This window comes from Marinobacter denitrificans (genome assembly GCF_008795955.1).
Classification (GTDB): domain Bacteria; phylum Pseudomonadota; class Gammaproteobacteria; order Pseudomonadales; family Oleiphilaceae; genus Marinobacter; species Marinobacter denitrificans.
On record NZ_VMHN01000008.1, the window covers coordinates 125,363 to 141,760 of the forward strand.

13 protein-coding genes are annotated in these 16,398 nt (G+C 56.8%); 4 read left to right on the forward strand and 9 right to left on the reverse strand.

From position 1 onward, the window contains the following. Positions 1-89: 89 nt before the first annotated feature. The 4 genes from FO268_RS18290 to typA form a co-directional block, all read right to left on the reverse strand. Positions 90-1,121, reverse strand: a complete 1,032-nt coding sequence (locus tag FO268_RS18290) for a porin (RefSeq protein ID WP_150994675.1) — start codon at positions 1,119-1,121, stop codon at positions 90-92. Between the two features lie 507 nt (positions 1,122-1,628). After that, positions 1,629-2,087 (reverse strand): D-aminoacyl-tRNA deacylase, encoded by a 459-nt coding sequence (dtd, locus tag FO268_RS18295; protein ID WP_150994676.1) that lies wholly within the window; start codon positions 2,085-2,087, stop codon positions 1,629-1,631. A 105-nt stretch (positions 2,088-2,192) separates the two neighbouring features. Continuing rightward, positions 2,193-3,155, reverse strand: coding sequence for a prolyl aminopeptidase (pip, locus tag FO268_RS18300; protein ID WP_150994677.1), 963 nt, complete (start codon positions 3,153-3,155; stop codon positions 2,193-2,195). 96 nt (positions 3,156-3,251) lie between these two features. Further along, positions 3,252-5,063, reverse strand: a complete 1,812-nt coding sequence (typA, locus tag FO268_RS18305; RefSeq protein ID WP_150994678.1) for a translational GTPase TypA — start codon at positions 5,061-5,063, stop codon at positions 3,252-3,254. 450 nt (positions 5,064-5,513) lie between these two features. On the opposite strand from typA, the gene glnA reads away from it, so the two are divergent. The 4 genes from glnA (at position 5,514) to ntrC (ending at position 10,453) form a co-directional block, all read left to right on the forward strand. Then, complete coding sequence (glnA, locus tag FO268_RS18310; RefSeq protein WP_150994679.1) at positions 5,514-6,917, forward strand: glutamate--ammonia ligase; 1,404 nt, start codon at positions 5,514-5,516, stop codon at positions 6,915-6,917. 183 nt (positions 6,918-7,100) lie between these two features. Beyond that, positions 7,101-7,631 carry a DUF4124 domain-containing protein gene (locus tag FO268_RS18315; protein WP_150994680.1) on the forward strand — a complete coding sequence of 177 codons (531 nt, stop codon included), beginning with the start codon at positions 7,101-7,103 and terminating at the stop codon, positions 7,629-7,631. A 315-nt stretch (positions 7,632-7,946) separates the two neighbouring features. Further along, the gene (gene glnL, locus FO268_RS18320; protein WP_150994681.1) at positions 7,947-9,029 is read left to right on the forward strand and encodes a nitrogen regulation protein NR(II); all 1,083 of its coding nucleotides are present in this window, start codon (positions 7,947-7,949) and stop codon (positions 9,027-9,029) included. Further along, positions 9,026-10,453, forward strand: coding sequence for a nitrogen regulation protein NR(I) (gene ntrC / locus FO268_RS18325; RefSeq protein WP_150994682.1), 1,428 nt, complete (start codon positions 9,026-9,028; stop codon positions 10,451-10,453). The genes glnL and ntrC overlap by 4 nt, the downstream gene beginning before the upstream one ends. A gap of 12 nt (positions 10,454-10,465) precedes the next feature. On the opposite strand, the gene FO268_RS18330 is transcribed toward ntrC, so the two are convergent. Genes FO268_RS18330 through FO268_RS18350 form a run of 5 tightly spaced genes read right to left on the reverse strand, consistent with a single transcriptional unit; the run spans position 10,466 to position 16,301 of the window. Further along, complete coding sequence (locus tag FO268_RS18330; protein WP_150994683.1) at positions 10,466-14,170, reverse strand: DUF6701 domain-containing protein; 3,705 nt, start codon at positions 14,168-14,170, stop codon at positions 10,466-10,468. Then, the gene (locus FO268_RS18335; RefSeq protein ID WP_150994684.1) at positions 14,167-14,580 is read right to left on the reverse strand and encodes a hypothetical protein; all 414 of its coding nucleotides are present in this window, start codon (positions 14,578-14,580) and stop codon (positions 14,167-14,169) included. Before FO268_RS18335 ends, FO268_RS18330 begins: the two co-directional genes overlap by 4 nt. After that, complete coding sequence (locus tag FO268_RS18340; protein ID WP_150994685.1) at positions 14,570-15,355, reverse strand: PulJ/GspJ family protein; 786 nt, start codon at positions 15,353-15,355, stop codon at positions 14,570-14,572. The genes FO268_RS18335 and FO268_RS18340 overlap by 11 nt, the downstream gene beginning before the upstream one ends. Beyond that, positions 15,355-15,843, reverse strand: coding sequence for a type IV pilus modification PilV family protein (locus FO268_RS18345; protein ID WP_227716544.1), 489 nt, complete (start codon positions 15,841-15,843; stop codon positions 15,355-15,357). The genes FO268_RS18340 and FO268_RS18345 overlap by 1 nt, the downstream gene beginning before the upstream one ends. Then, entirely contained in the window at positions 15,840-16,301 is a 462-nt protein-coding gene (locus tag FO268_RS18350; RefSeq protein WP_150994686.1) for a type II secretion system protein, read from the reverse strand. Before FO268_RS18350 ends, FO268_RS18345 begins: the two co-directional genes overlap by 4 nt. Positions 16,302-16,398: the final 97 nt, after the last annotated feature.

Below are 16,398 nucleotides of genomic sequence, written 5' to 3' on the forward strand. Positions count from 1 at the left end.
GGCGGAATTTGATATCAGCATACATAAAAAAACCGGCAGCCCGAAGGCTACCGGTTTTTCGACTACGTTTTGACTAGCTGGTTAGCTGATCAGAAGTAGTAAACAGCGCCGATAGAGGCGATGGAGCGCTCGTCAGTAAACGCAGTGTTACCCTGCTCATCTTCGTACTCATACACGTCATCACCGCCACCCAGGTAGCCTTCAAAGTAGACGTACATGTGGTCGGAGAGGTTGTGGAGAGCCTGCAGAGTGATGGTATCGCGCTCAGTATCTGCAGAGTCGTCAGCTTCACCCAGCTCGTATGACAACGCGAACTGGTTTGCACCGATGGTGTAAATACCCATAATGCCAAACAGGTCCCCAGCGTCGTCCCGGGTGTGGAATTCACCGGTCAAGCGGAGGTTGTCCAGATTGTAGCTTGCACGCAGACCATAGGTGTTCTCGTTGTTGCCATCGCTGGTGTCGTTGGAGTCAACGGCAGCAGCCAGTTCCAGCGCGTCCATCTCGTAAACAGCGGCCAATTGGTACGGGTATGACTTGTCACTGCCACCCTTGGTGTCATTGTCGCCATTAACCTGCACGGCAGCCCAAAGGCTCAGACCGCCGAAAGACGGGGACATGTACTGGACCAGGTCACCTTCGCCAGTGGTGTAGTCTGGGCCGATGTTCAACGTGGCCACTTCGTAATACTGGGCGATCTCATCCACAGCACGCTCGTAGGTGGAGTCGTCAGAGCCAACCCATACCTGACCGAAGCTGTCGCCTTTCACACCAATATAGGCTTCATCCAGACCATCGATGCCGTTGCTGGCAGCTTTGTCGTCGGCGTTCATGCCTTCGAGCTCAATCTTGAAGAAACCAGTGATACCTGGAGCTACTTCGTGATCATGGGAAACACCAAGGGTAGTGCCATTGTCGAAATGCTCGACAGAAGAAGGACCACCATCAAAGTTATCGTGGGCGATCGCATACTGAATGTTACCGTAAACGTTCGGCATGGAATCCATGCGCTCTGCCAGAACGTCAGCACGGGAGTCTGCAGATTCTGCACCAGCTTGGGCCAGAGCGCCTGTGGAGAGAGTTGCCGCAGCAATAGCGGTAGCGATGAGCGTTTTTTTCATGTTGCGTCTTCCTTTTTGAGTTAACTCAGGTTTTAGCGTCGGGTTCAATTCCCGCTCTTAAGACTTCACCAGTCGGGCTGGTTGAGCCCTATTCTGTGTATTGACCATGTCAATTTTGTGACAAGGCCATAACAATTCGTTTTTCTTCTTTATTACAAAGGCCAAGCAGGGCCTTTTTATGTCAAACACTTACAGCTTTTTCTTAAAGCCGTGAGTGATGAACCTGTTTTAATACAATCAATTCTTTTTTGCAAATTTTTAATTGGACCTTTCAGACCCGAGCGGGTTAAAAAGAACAAATATCCATCCTTACAAAAATGGCGGGCACCGGAGTCCGCTAATGATCTTCAAATCCAGTGCCACCATCAAAAACCTTTTTTATTTTCAATGCCTTAGTCCGGAAAAATCACGCCAGAATCAGCACTCGCACAAGTGCACGACGAACACACTGCACCAGAGAAGGCCACCCGCCAGCCAGTTGCGCTAAATCAGTGCAAGTACCTACCCTCATGCAGGTTCGCTCCCAACCTCAAGTAGAAAAGTGACCGGCCCGTCATTTTCCAGCGCTACCTTCATGTCAGCGCCAAACTGGCCACACCCGACAGCTGCACTTCCCAGATGCTGCTCGGACACGAGAAGGAACTCATGGAACAATGCTTCGGCATGGTCCGGTGACGCAGCAACGGAAAAACCCGGGCGTGTGCCCGACCGGGTATCGGCAGCAAGGGTAAACTGGGGAACGACAAGGAGAGAGCCCCCTTCGTCTAGAAGGCTGCGGTTCATTCGCCCCTGATCATCGGGAAAGACCCGGTAACTGATCACTTTGCGGCAGAGTTTTGCGGCGGTTTCCGGCGTGTCATTCTTCTCCACTCCCAGCAGCAGCAGAAGGCCAGCGTTGATGGAGGAAATAGTCTGCTTGTTAACGGAAACACTGGCGTGAGTGACTCGCTGTATCAGCCCTTTCATTGAGCTCCCTGCGGAAGGACTTAAAAGTTCTGCCGGAGTTTATCCACGCCACAGGGCCGCCGCAACCCCTCTTAGGAGGTATTTGCAGGTTATGCGAAGAGGTGCCTATTCGGGGTGCCCGTCAAGTCGTGCCACTACCTCATCAATGCCCCGCATCAGCGCATCAACAATGGCCGGCTCAGAGGCTGAGTGGCCGGCATCCCGGATAATTCTCAGGTCTGCCTCGGGCCACGCCTCACTCAGGGCAAGGGCATTATCCAGGGGGCAAACCATGTCGTAACGGCCGTGCACAATGATTCCGGGAATATCTCTCAGGAAACCTGCATCACGGACGATCTGGTCATCCTCCAGAAACGCATTATTCATAAAATAGTGGCACTCAATCCGGGCCAGAGCGATCGCCACGTGGGGATGGCCGAAGTGCTCTACCACCCGCGGATTAGGATGCAGGGTGGCGCACCGACCCTCCCAGATGGACCAGGCCTTTGCCGCCTGTATCTGCTCAAGCTCGTTGGCGCTGGTCAGGCGGCGATAGTAGGCGGATACGAGATCCTCCCGCTCGCTCTCCGGGATGGGCGCGAGGAAATCCTTCCAGTAGTCAGGAAAAACCCGGCTGGCGCCCTCCTGGTAAAACCAGTGAATATCCCTGGGGCGACACAGGAAGATGCCCCGCAATACCAGCCCGAGCACCCGGTCCGGGTGGGACTGGGCGTAGACAAGACTCAGGGTGGAACCCCAGCTTCCCCCAAACAGAATCCATTGGTTGATTCCAAGAAACGAACGGACGGTTTCCATGTCTTCCACCAGCTTTTGTGTGGTGTTGCCGTCAAATTCCGCCAGTGGGGTGGAACAGCCGGCGCCACGCTGGTCCATCAGGATAATGCGGTAACGCTCAGCATCAAAAAATCGACGGTAATAGTCCTCACACCCGCCGCCGGGCCCACCATGAACGACAAGTACCGGAATGCCATCCGGGTTGCCACTCTCTTCAACATAAAGCTCATGAGGAGGGTCCACAGCAAGACGATGCCGGGCATTGGGCTTGATGTCGGGATACAGGGTGAGCATATAGCGCTCCGGAAAAAGGATGTAACCGGAGTTTAGCTGAAGTGAACGAAAAAGGGGCAGATGTGATCTGCCCCTTTTATAGTTACCGCACTGCGATTACTTCTTGTGGGCGCGCTTGCGCTCGTTTTCGGTAAGCAGCTTCTTCCGCAGACGAATGGACTTTGGCGTCACCTCCACCAGCTCGTCTTCATCAATAAACTCCAGCGCCTGCTCAAGAGTGAACTTGATAGGCGGCACCAGAGCGATGACTTCATCCTTGCCGGAGGCGCGCATGTTGTCGAGCTTTTTGCCCTTGGTGGGGTTGATGACCAGATCGTTGTCCCGGCTGTGAATGCCACACAACTGACCTTCATAGACCTCCTGCCCAGGATCCAGGAACAGCTTGCCCCTGCTCTGCAGTGTTTCGAGGGAGTAGGTCAGCGCCGCTCCGGTCGCCATCGAAACCAGCACACCGTTCTGCCGGCTGGTCATATCACCGCTCTTGATCGGGCCGTAATGGCTGAAGGTCGACGTCAGGATACCCGAGCCGGATGTCATGGTCAGGAAGGAGTTGCGGAAACCGATCAGACCGCGTGCCGGAATCGTATACTCAAGGCGCATACGCCCCTTGCCGTCCGGCACCATATTGGTCAGCTCGCCTTTGCGCAGACCCATCTGGTCCATCAGGGCACCCTGGTGCTGCTCTTCGATATCGATGATGACGTTCTCGTAGGGCTCCTGCTTGACCCCGTCGATCTCGCGGATAACCACTTCCGGACGACCCACCGCGAGCTCGAAGTTTTCACGGCGCATGTTCTCGATCAGCACCGATAGGTGCAGCTCGCCACGGCCGGAGACCTTGAACTTGTCTGCGGATTCACCCTCTTCAACACGCAGTGCCACGTTGTGCAGCAACTCCTTCTCCAGGCGCTCCTTGATGTTGCGACTGGTGACGAACTTGCCTTCCTTACCACAGAACGGCGAGTCATTGACCTGGAACGTCATGGATACCGTGGGCTCGTCGACCGTCAGCGGCGGCAGGGCTTCAACGGCAGACTGATCGCACAGGGTATCCGAGATATACAGCTCATCCATGCCGCTCACACAGATGATGTCGCCCGCCTGCGCCTCATCAACTTCAACACGCTGCAGGCCGGAGTGGCCCATGATCTTGAGTATACGGCCCTGACGCTTCTTGCCATCGGCACCGATAGCCGTCACCGGGGAGTTGGTTTTGATCTTGCCCCGCGTGATGCGGCCAATGCCGATTACGCCCAGGAAGCTGTTGTAGTCGAGCTGGGAAATCTGCATCTGGAACGGACCATCGCGATCGACTTGCGGCGCGGGCACGTGGTCGACAATGGCCTGGAAAACCGCATCCATGTTGTCGTCCAGTTTCTCGTGATCCATACCAGCGATACCGTTCAGGGCACTGGCAAAAACGATGGGGAAATCCAGTTGCTCGTCGCTGGCACCCAGGTTATCGAACAGGTCAAACACTTGATCAACAACCCAATCCGGACGGGCACCCGGACGGTCGATCTTGTTCACGACCACGATCGGATGCAGGCCGGCGTCAAAGGCTTTCTGGGTTACGAAACGGGTCTGCGGCATCGGCCCGTCGATGGAATCAACCACCAGCAGCACGCAGTCCACCATGCTCATTACCCGCTCGACTTCACCACCGAAGTCGGCGTGGCCCGGTGTGTCGACGATATTGATGTCGTAGTCGTGCCATTTCAGGGCGGTGTTCTTGGCCAGGATGGTAATGCCGCGTTCCTTCTCCTGGTCATTGGAATCCATGACGCGCTCGCTCTCGAGCTCTTTGCGATCCAGCGTACCGGATTGGCGCAACAACTGGTCCACCAGGGTGGTCTTGCCATGATCGACGTGGGCGATAATGGCGATATTACGAAGTTTATCAATCACAACTATAATCCTGCAGCATGCACTGAAATGACCTGAGAGGTGTTCAGCGGGACGAAAATGAAGTGGCGCGCAGTATATAGTAAAGTCTTCTCTGTTTATATGAAGAAAAACGCCTACTGGAGCACTCGCCTCTGCGCACCAAATTGATGCATTTTCTCCAGCACCGCACCACTTTAACGCACCAACACAGGGCGCCATGGGCTGCTTCTGCTCGCGTGTCGCTCCAAAACAGCCCGGAAACCGCGCGATTGCGCAGTTGTGGAGCATGCAAATAAAATTGGCAAGGCTATTGCTTCAGTCCTGTCAGCCGAATTTACAGGTAAGTCGGAACAGCTTTTGATAAGCTGCCCCCACCTGAAAGAAAGATCGGGAGTCAGCACCGCTGAACGATCCGGCAACAACGCACACAGAAATCGCCCGCCCTGCGGGATAACTGACGGAGCTTGCACAATGTCCAAGACGATTGATCTGATCAAAGAACACGAAGTCAAATGGGTCGACATGCGATTCACTGACAGCCGCGGTAAAGAGCAGCACGTAACGCTGCCCGCAACCGAGGTTGACGAGGATTTCTTTGCCGACGGCAAAATGTTCGACGGCTCCTCTATCTCCGGCTGGAAGGGCATCAACGAATCCGACATGATCCTGATGCCGGTAGACGAAACCTCTGTTCTGGACCCGTTCACGGAAGAGACCACCGTCAATATCACTTGTGACATCGTGGAGCCCTCCACCATGCAGGGTTATGAGCGGGATCCGCGCTCAGTTGCCAAACGTGCAGAAGAGTATCTGAAGTCCACCGGCATCGCTGACGGCGCACTGTTCGGCCCGGAGCCGGAATTCTTCGTGTTCGACTCTGCCAAGTGGAAAATCGACATGCAGGGCGCGATGTACGAACTGTACTCCGAAGAAGCAGCCTGGGTGTCTGGCGAAGACTTTGACCGTAACAACATCGGTCACCGCCCGGGTGTGAAGGGTGGTTACTTCCCGGTTCCGCCAGTGGACAGCCTGCACGACCTGCGTGGCGCCATGTGTGCGGCCATGGAATCCATGGGCCTGGAAATTGAAGTACACCATCACGAAGTGGGTACTGCCGGCCAGTGTGAAATCGGTGTTGGCGCCAACACCCTGACCCGCAAGGCTGACGAAGTTCAGATCCTGAAGTACTGTGTACACAATGTTGCCCACGCCTACGGCAAGACAGCGACATTCATGCCCAAGCCGGTTGTTGGTGACAACGGTTCAGGCATGCACGTTCACATGTCCCTCAACAAGGACGGCAAGAACCTCTTCGCTGGCGACGGCTATGCCGGCCTGAGCGAGATGGCCATTTACTACATCGGTGGTGTCATCAAGCACGCCAAGGCCATCAACGCCTTCACCAACGCCTCCACTAACAGCTACAAGCGTCTGGTTCCGGGCTTTGAAGCACCGGTTATGCTGGCCTACTCTGCCCGCAACCGCTCTGCCTCCATCCGTATCCCGTACGTGAACAGCCCGAAGGGCCGTCGCATCGAAGTTCGCTTCCCGGACGCCTCTGCCAACCCGTACCTGGCATTCGCAGCGCTGATGATGGCGGGCCTCGACGGCATCCAGAACAAGATCCACCCGGGCGATGCCATGGACAAGGATCTGTACGACCTGCCGAAGGAAGAAGCCCTGAACATCCCGACGGTTGCCGAGACATTCCAGGAAGCCCTGGATTCCCTCGAAGCGGATCACGAGTTCCTGACCCGCGGCGGCGTATTCACCGAAGACATGATCGGTGGTTACATCGACCTGAAGCGTGGCGAAGTTGAAAGACTGAACATGACCACGCACCCGGTCGAGTTCGAGCTGTACTACTCCTGCTAAGACGTCCTGCCGTGGCACCAGGTGCCAGCAGCCAGAAAAGCCCCGCCCGTGCGGGGCTTTTTTGTGCCTCACCTCACGGCGCCGCCCGCTCTTAACGTAATGTAACCAAGCACGATAGGAATGGCGTTGAAATACAGGGGGCTGGCGCAGATAATCGGATAAAACAACAGACAGGTTGTATCTATGAAACCACAGCTCGCATATGTCGCAGGCGTTCTCGCTTTCCTCGCCCTCCCGCTTTCCGCAGAGGTGTACCGCCAGGTTGATGCCCAGGGCAACGTCACTTACACCGATGAACCTGCAGAGGGCACGGAAGCTGAAGAGATAAAGGTCAAGCCGGTAACCACCGTTACCTTGCCCAAACCAGAGGCTGTCCGGGAACCGGAGAAACTCCGGGAGAAGGTCGAACAGGAAGGCGCGGCCTATGACAGCGTGACATTTGTTGCACCTGGCGATGACGAGGCCTTCCACAGTGGCAGTGGCAACGTTGAGTTCCAGGTCACCAGTTCGCCTTCACTGCGGGACAATCACAAATACGAAGTGACCCTGGACGGCCAACCTGTTGGCCAGAGCCAATCCGGAACCGTTATGGTGCGTAACGTCTACCGAGGCACTCACGATGCCGGTGTTAACATCGTTGATAGCAACGGTGTCACGGTTAAAAGCGGCGAAACCATAACTTTCACCATTCATCGGCCCAGCGTTAACAACTGACACAACGTTCCAGCCCCCTCCCTACCGGGTATAGCGGCCGCCAGCCAAGCCCCGATGCCATCACCTGATCTTACGCAGCGCACTATTTTAGTGCGCCCGCACCACAAAGCAGCCATACTCTGAGCATTCGCAGGGCGCCCAGCCAGCGTTCTGAGCGGCACAATTATACTTATGCACTACACAACGGCGCATTGACGGGCCGTCGAACCGCAATGCCCGCAAAATGCGCACTTTCAACGCCCTGCCCTGCAATGTGGTTCGCTTTTTGCAAAACTGCGTTGAGTACTGAGCGTTGCCCATCAAAAGGACGAAAGCATGGCAATACCTGCGGGATATAAAAGCATACTGGACAGCCTGACCACAGCGGTGATTGTGCTGGGCGAAGGTTTGCATATCCAGTATCTGAATCCCGCCGCCGAGAGCCTGTTCGAAACCAGCATCACCCGAAGCCAGGGCGCGCCAATCAACGACATTCTGATCGACTCGGAAGATGCCCTCAAAACCCTGTACGCCGCCGCCGAGAACGGTCAGTCCTACACCCGTCGTGAAGCCGAGTTCGTGCTTACAAGCGGCCTTCGGCTGACCGTTGACTACTCGGTTTCACCCATCAGCCTGGACCCGGCGGAACTGCTGATCGAAATACAGCCAAGGGACCGGTTACTGCGTATCAGCCGGGAAGAGGACATCATCTCCCAGCAGGAAACCACCCGAATACTGGTGCGGGGCATGGCCCACGAAATCAAGAATCCACTTGGCGGCATTCGGGGAGCAGCGCAGTTGCTGGACCGGGAACTGAATGACGAAGGCCAGAAGGAATACACCCAGGTCATCATTGCAGAAGCTGATCGCCTGAGATCCCTGGTGGACAGAATGCTGGGCCCTAACAAAGCGCCGAAACTCGCCCCCACCAACATTCATGAAGTGCTTGAACGGGTGAAAACATTGCTTGAGGCGGAAAGTCGCGGCCGGCTGACCTTCCGACGGGACTATGACCCCAGCCTGCCGGAGTTTCAGGGGGACAAGGAACAACTGATCCAGGCTTTTCTCAATATTGCCCGCAATGCCATGGAAGCCGCCTTTGAAAATCAGTCGGAGATGACTGGCAACGAACAACCAACCATCACCTTCCGCACCCGCGCGCTGCGACAGTTCACCATCGGCCATAAGCGCCATCGCCTTGTTTGCCGCGTGGATGTCATCGACAACGGCCCGGGCATACCACCGGATCTGCTGCAGAACGTTTTCTACCCGATGATCAGCGGACGGGCGAGCGGCACCGGCCTCGGCCTGTCCATCACCCAAAGTATCATCGGGCAACATCACGGGCTGGTTGAGTGTGAAAGCGAGCCCGGCGAAACCGACTTCATCATCTTCCTGCCCCTGGAGGACAATCAATGAGCCAACCGGCAAACGTCTGGATAATTGACGACGACCGCAGTATTCGCTGGGTGCTGGAGCGCGCCCTGAACCAGGCCGGAATGCAGCCCCGGGTTTTTGAAAGCGGCGAAAGCATCATGATGCGGCTGGAACACGAACAGCCCGACGCGATCATCAGCGATATCCGCATGCCCGGTGTGGATGGCATTACCCTGCTGTCGCAGATTGTAGAGGCGCACCCGGATCTGCCGGTGATTATCATGACGGCCCATTCCGATCTGGAAAGCGCGGTAACCAGCTATCAGACCGGTGCCTTTGAGTACCTGCCCAAGCCCTTTGATGTGGATGATGCCGTGGCTCTCGTCAAGCGGGCTGTTGCCCACAGCCATGAGCGCAGGGCCACTTCCGAACCCCAGGCAGAAAGTGCCCAGCGCAACACCGAAATCATTGGTGAAGCGCCGGCCATGCAGGAGGTGTTCAGGGCCATTGGTCGCCTCTCTCATTCCAACATCACGGTACTGATCAACGGGGAAAGCGGCACCGGTAAGGAACTGGTGGCCCAGGCGCTGCACAATCACAGCCCAAGGGCCAGCCGTCCGTTTATCGCCCTGAACATGGCCGCCATTCCCAAGGACTTGATTGAGTCCGAGCTGTTCGGCCACGAGAAAGGGGCCTTTACCGGGGCCGCGGCCGCCAGGCAGGGGCGTTTCGAACAAGCCAACGGCGGCACTCTGTTTCTTGATGAAATCGGTGACATGCCAGCTGACACCCAGACCCGGCTGTTACGGGTACTGGCGGATGGCGAGTTCTACCGGGTTGGCGGCACCACGCCCATAAAGGTGGACGTACGCATTATCGCAGCAACACACCAGGACCTCGAAAAACTGGTTCAGGCCGGCACCTTCAGGGAAGATCTGTTCCACCGTCTGAACGTGATCCGGGTTCACCTGCCAAAACTGGCGGAGCGCCGGGAGGACATCCCCCGCCTGATGGAGCACTTCCTCAAGCGCGCCGCCAAGGAACTGGCGGTGGAAACCAAACTTCTGCGCCCGGAAGCTGAAGAGTACCTCACCACCCTTCCCTGGCCCGGCAACGTCCGCCAGCTGGAAAATACCTGCCGCTGGCTGACCGTCATGGCCAGCGGTCGTGAGGTTCACATCGACGACCTACCCCCTGAGCTCATGCAACAAGCGGAAGCACCCGCCACAGGCCAGACCTGGCAGGAAGGCCTTCGCAACTGGGCCGAGCAGGAATTAAAGCGGGGCAGGAAGGGAATTCTCGACACCGCCGTGCCGGAATTCGAGCGCATCATGATTGAGACCGCACTGAAGCATACCGGCGGTCGCCGGCGTGACGCCTCAATTCTGCTCGGCTGGGGGCGGAATACACTCACCCGGAAAATCAATGAGTTGGGAATGGATCATCCGGAGGGGGAGGAGGACTGAATCTCCCTTCCCCTACCTTTCCCGCCAGTAGATCACCCGGTCGTGGCCACGATAAACGCCGAAGGTGGCCAGGGCTGAAGGATTATCCAGCGAGCCGTCTTCGTCGACATCGTCCGTCAGCCAGGTTTCCACTGCCCATGTGAGGGTGTCCGTACCCTGAGAGCCCGCTGGCTGAAGGCTTAGCGGGCCGGCCTCCCCACTACTGAACGTGCCTGCGTCCGCCGCCAAGGTATGGTGCTCTGCCGGGCTGGAGATATCAGTAGTATTCCAAGCTGTGCAACTGTCGGCCGTATTCACCACAAACCTGGAACCGTTCCAGTACTCCAGCCGGAAGGGCATCAGCAGCTCGGGGATGTTCTCGGGGCCATACACATTGTCCATGGTCAACCGCCCGTAACGCACATCGAAGTCCGCAGCCGGTGTGAACGGGTAAGGGGCATCAGCGCCGCTTACCCCGTCCGCATCCACGATATCAGTCACAATGTATTCCAGATCGGGATCCACCGGCTCTACCCGGGCTTCCGGCAATTTGTCGTACCGGATCGTATCGTTGCCGGCATAGTCAAACTGCAGCAATCCCGGCTCGCCTATTATTTCATTCAGGTCGCCGTCCGAAACGTTGGTGATCACCGTCAGTGGATCGCCATTGCGGTTCAGGGCCGTACTGTCTGCCAGCGGAGTGGCTCGCGATACCCCCGTTGCTGAAAGCCGCAAAAAGCCCGCCGCTGTGTAGTTCACCGTTCGGGTTCCTTGCATTGACAAAGGCTCAATCTCGAGGCTGGGCACCAGGGACCACTTGATATCCTGCCCGGTGTAAGTAAAGGGCGTGGCTTCTGAACATTCGGCACTCAACGCTCCCGGATCAACTGTCACACTGAACCGATCGGGATAGAACCGACCGGCGGCAGCACTGATGCCCTGGGGAACCGTCTTGCCCAGGTAGCCGCCATCAACCGGTGTTGCAAGAAACTCGAATGCTCCTACTTCCGAAACGCGGGCATTCACCGTTTCGGTGGCGTCCGCCGATCGGGTATGGGTATAGCTCGTGGGGGACAGCGCTCCGTGCGCACCACCAGGCGGCGCTACGACACTTGAGGACAGCGGAACATCCAGCAAACGGAAGTTGGGTGTAACAGGATTCCCCTCGCAGAGATTCGCGTCGCCATCGCTCTGCCAGCCGACCGCCGTTATGGAAAGATCAAACTCCTCGCCGGCTTTTGCGAACGGGGGACAGGACGCGTCGCCGGCTGCACATTCGCCATCGGTACGTACACAAAGCCCTGCCGGCACGCTGACAAACTGATCCGAACCAGGCATCACCAGGCCCTCGTCCTCGGTCGCGGCCGAGCCGAGATAACGCCCACCTAACTGCATCTGCCCGGCGTCCGGGTAGCGAACATCGATCTCCGCAATGCCACCGGCCCCAAAGTTCAGGTTTATGGTGGTTGGGGCTCCGGAATCGCCGCTCACTTCCTCTCCATTGAGAGAAAGTACCCGACTGGCGGGGCGGTTAGTTTCGTCCGGATCAATATAGGTAGACCAGAACTGTACCGGGCGTTCCACGTTTTCAAACGCCGGTACACAGGCCTGGGTGGCGTCATCCCGCCGCACTGCCCGCACTTCGACAGGGCCGGAGGGCCGGTGGGAGGTCAGGTCCGGCACATCGAATGACAACCCGGAATCGAAAAACTCCAACATGCAATTTGCAGAGGATAGCCCCCCACCCCCTGCCTGGCAGAGTGTGACCGCTTGCGGCCGGGTGGTCGGCTGGGAGCCGATAACCTCCAGGGTGACTTCACCGGCAATGGTATTCTGCAAGGTTGCCTCTCCGAAGCCACCGGCAAGATTGACCACATTCCCGCCCTGCCAGCCCTCGGAGGGCGCAAGAGTGGCCTGAACTGGGTCAGTGAACAACTGGTCGCAGTTTTCATCCGCACAGGCACGAATGGTGACGGTTTCTGGCTGACACGTCAGCGCCACGCCATCGTGGATGATTTCGAAGTGATCAACCTGATCACCTACCGGGTTAAGCTGAAGCGCGCATAATTCGATGTTGTCCAGTTCGTGGATATTGGTGGAGCCACCCGTGGAGCCCGTCAGGGACAGAAGAAAGTTCTCCGGTACATCCGGTTGCCCGGTTTCATTCAATGCATCGAATGGAGCGATCAGCTCCTGAAAGCTGTTCCCAGTGCCAGTTGTATCGCGCTCAACCGAAACCACAGCCTCACCGACATTTCGGGAGTCCACAATAATGCGGTAACGGTGAGCGGAGGGATCATTATTGCCAGGCTGATCGATACCCGTAGCGAGCGTGCCGGTACCTCTAAGGTAACGATAACCACCTTGATAAGCTCCCCGGATCGCAACAGCATCTCGCCGAAAACCTGGCCCGCCCTGGCGGCCTTCCGTAGGATTGGAAAAGTTGCCGAATTCATCCAGGCCGATCCCGATCCATCCCCCCGCGAACCCCGGATCGCCATTGTTACGTTGGGCATACCCCAGAGAACCGCCGAAACTTCCGGGCTGGGGCGTAATGGAGGCATCCGACAGGACAACCGCCAGCCCGTCAGCTCCACTACCGCCGTAAGCGTAATAGTCGAATTCGAGAATGACGAGATTGTCTGCGCCGGGGATTTCCCGTTGCAAGGTTGCAGCCGTTGACTGGTTACTGACGGCTTCCGTCATTCGCAGACGGCTACCTACCACCGACGGATTGAAACTTCCGCTGGCAACCGACGTAACCCAGTCGTCTGCAGAAAGGCCACTGGCGAATTCATCTACAAAACAGGCCAGCTCGCCAGCCGGATCCACCACCTCGATGACAATCTCATCTGAGCCTAACAACCGTTGAGTGTTCTCGCAGCCAAACAAATAGATGCATTCCCGATACAATGACTGGAAACTGACAGTGTATTGGCCGGGTTCATCAAAGGTAACTGTTCGAGTCACGGGAGAACGATCACACAGCGACGCTGTGTTGAAGGCCTCCCTTTGTTCTCCATCAATCACCCAGCGGTCTTCCCAAACCCGATAGCTGTACCAGACCCCCTCTGGCGGGCATTCCTGCCCGGTAACACTCAACAAAACATTATCACCCACAGCAACACTGACTGGCCCAATGCTATCCCCATTCGCAGATAGATCGACAGGTGCCTCACAGAGCCCCGCGAGCAGTCCGGCTCCAACGCCGCTGTAGTCGGCTACCGGATCCTGGTTCCCCGTCGAGATACTGCCACCCGCTGCCAGCCCACCTCTGAGGTTAGCGTTGTTGCCCAGAGTCATGGCTCCTGACGCGTATACAAGCCCCCGTATTCTGGCGTTGTTTCCCATCGACAGACTGCCATCAACAACCAGTAAAAACTGGTCACTGCCACCAGTGGGGTTAAAGCCGATATTGTTACCCGTAGTCAGGGACCCACTCACGAAAACACGTACCTGCGCTCCGGCGGCAACATTAAGCTGATAGCCATTGTCGAGGTTCGTGCCGCGAAAGAAGTAATCCCCGGACGTAAGCGTGGTGCCAGACGCTGGCCATGGATTGTCAGCGAAAGCAATGCCAGACAAATCCAGCGTATTGCCCGAAGCTTGCAGATTTTCGTTGATACCGTCAGGTGCACCGAACACATTGGAGCAGGAAGCAGCCCAAACCGACGGAGACACCACACACCCGATCACCAGAACGGTCAGTATGGCCACAAATTCACGGATTGTTTTCATCGCACGCGCACCTCCACTGAGCGCGACGCCTGGTCCGCTCCCGCGCCACACTGACCGCTGCTGGTAATGGTAAAGACGGTGTTGCCACCGGAGCCACCAATATCCGCGGTTACCGACTCACAGGTCATCGTTGCACTGCAACCCTGAAGGCCATTGGCATCATTAAACGCCAGCGGGCTGTGGAGGCCACTACAACTGTCCGCTTCCAGTACATCCCGCACTGCTACCTGTGCACCACTTTCAGCTGCAAAGAACGCGCGCTGGGACTGAATCTGCAGACTGATGGACTCGCCACTGCCCTGCTGGAGCTGGGACATGCCAAGCACCAGGAACGCCAGTACGGTCACGATGAACAGGGCAACGGGCAGGCCAGCGCCAGATTGTTTTTTAAGCAGCGTCTCAGGGCACATTGCGGATCTGTACCTCCTGGCTGATGGCGGTGGATTCCCCGGTTTGGTCCTCTTCAAGAACAAAACTGAATGACACCACCGCGCCACGCTGCAACGTCGGGGGCGTAACCTCGAAAAGAAGGGAGTTATCTTCCAGGGTTGCCGCAAGCACCTCCCGCCCCGGAAAGCTTGAAGGCAGCCCAGAGGCAACGGCGGAATTGATGCCATAATTACTGTAGCGGTATAGCCACTTGTCTGACTGACAGAGGGCAATCGGTTCACCGACCACATAGAAACGCTTTTCAGGCGACTTTGCTGAGAACCGGTGAATTGCCCCACCATCAAAGGTGACTGTTACCGGAGGAGAACCTGCAGGCAAACTGGCCGGAGGCGACAAAGGCCCCGGGTTAGTGATGTTATACACATCGCTGCTATAGCCATAGACAACAACCCTCCCCGAAGCCGTCTGACCACCGGGCAATGGCACAGCATCAAATGATGAAGGCGAGCCGCCCTTTGGCAAATCAAGGTAATTGGACGCCGCGCGGATGGGCATCCATTCAATGCAGGAACCGTCTGCGCTTGCACGGATGGAGGTTGGCAACGCTGCCCGCAGGCTTCGTGATATATGCTCACTGATTACTACACCCGTAAGCGCCCTCTGCTGGCGGGAACTGACGTCAATCGCCCCGCGGGTAGACAAGGCAACAAACTGCACAGATATCGTTGCCACGATAGCGAGCAGAACAATCACAATGATCAGCTCAACCAGGGTAAAGCCAGCCGCGCGACGCATCAGAAATTCGCCCTGTAGGCTGAGAATGAGAAGGTCTGCCCGCCAGGTGCGGTGATCGTAAGGTCAATACGCTTGGCTTCGGTATCAGGCAAATTCACTTCATCGCCTGCACAGGTAACAGTGACATTCACGGCAAAGTCGTTGTAACCCATAAGGGCAGCTTCAGCATTTTCAGGAGGTGAATCGTATGTGTTGTGGTAATCGTCCACATCGTCAAAGGCCCCCCTGCTCTCCCCATCCGGACCAATGTTACAACTACCGGAATACTTCGGCGCTCCACCCTGAGGCGTCGTGTCGTCGTATTTTTTTGAGATAATCTCGTCCATGTAAAGCTGAGCCAGCTCCACCGCCCGGGTATGGTTCAGGGGGTCGGCGCTGCGCCCGGTGATCAACGCAAAGGCGCCCACTACACCGGCTATGGCCACGCTGATAATCACAATGGTCATCACCAGCTCCACCAGGGTTGCGCCGCGCTGGTGGTGCATCATAACTGACAGCTCCCGCGGTATACCGCGCCCAGGGAGCTCAGGCAGGTTTTAAAGGTGCTGTCTCCGGTGAAGGTAAACCCGAGGTTAGCCCCGCTGGCCGAAGTGCCGTCTGAATTGAACGTTATCGTCAGCGGCAATCCGCCCGGAGCAGAGAGTGAGGTGCCCTCCCGGGGCAACTCGAATGTACGCGAAGCCGAAGTTCCGGCCCCGACAGTAAAGCGGAAATGGCTGCCATCCTGCTCAATGGTGAGGGTATTGGCCACATTACCCGCCAGTGCCGCTTGTTGTGCAAGCAGCGTGGCAGATGCAAGTTGCTGAGTAGCCAGCATGGGAGAAAAGGCAGAACGACCGGCAAACAGGCCAACACCCAGAGCGGAGAGAACCCCGATCAGGATGATGACCATAACCAGCTCAACAAGGGTAAACCCCGATGATCTCGGGGCGTTCTTTATTGCCATGCCCCTCTCCCCACTTCCCGGCCGCCCCACGCAAAACGTAGGTTGGATTGGCGTGGGCGTAATCCGACATTTGGTACCACGGGCGATCAGTGTTGTC

Coding starts and splice junctions, on each gene's coding strand:
- FO268_RS18290 (WP_150994675.1), bottom strand. CDS start 1,121: ATGAAAAAAACGCTCATCGCTACCGCTATTGCTGCGGCAACTCTCTCC.
- dtd (WP_150994676.1), bottom strand. CDS start 2,087: ATGAAAGGGCTGATACAGCGAGTCACTCACGCCAGTGTTTCCGTTAAC.
- pip (WP_150994677.1), bottom strand. CDS start 3,155: ATGCTCACCCTGTATCCCGACATCAAGCCCAATGCCCGGCATCGTCTT.
- glnA (WP_150994679.1), top strand. CDS start 5,514: ATGTCCAAGACGATTGATCTGATCAAAGAACACGAAGTCAAATGGGTC.
- FO268_RS18315 (WP_150994680.1), top strand. CDS start 7,101: ATGAAACCACAGCTCGCATATGTCGCAGGCGTTCTCGCTTTCCTCGCC.
- glnL (WP_150994681.1), top strand. CDS start 7,947: ATGGCAATACCTGCGGGATATAAAAGCATACTGGACAGCCTGACCACA.
- ntrC (WP_150994682.1), top strand. CDS start 9,026: ATGAGCCAACCGGCAAACGTCTGGATAATTGACGACGACCGCAGTATT.
- FO268_RS18330 (WP_150994683.1), bottom strand. CDS start 14,170: ATGAAAACAATCCGTGAATTTGTGGCCATACTGACCGTTCTGGTGATC.
- FO268_RS18335 (WP_150994684.1), bottom strand. CDS start 14,580: ATGTGCCCTGAGACGCTGCTTAAAAAACAATCTGGCGCTGGCCTGCCC.
- FO268_RS18340 (WP_150994685.1), bottom strand. CDS start 15,355: ATGCGTCGCGCGGCTGGCTTTACCCTGGTTGAGCTGATCATTGTGATT.
- FO268_RS18345 (WP_227716544.1), bottom strand. CDS start 15,843: ATGATGCACCACCAGCGCGGCGCAACCCTGGTGGAGCTGGTGATGACC.
- FO268_RS18350 (WP_150994686.1), bottom strand. CDS start 16,301: ATGGCAATAAAGAACGCCCCGAGATCATCGGGGTTTACCCTTGTTGAG.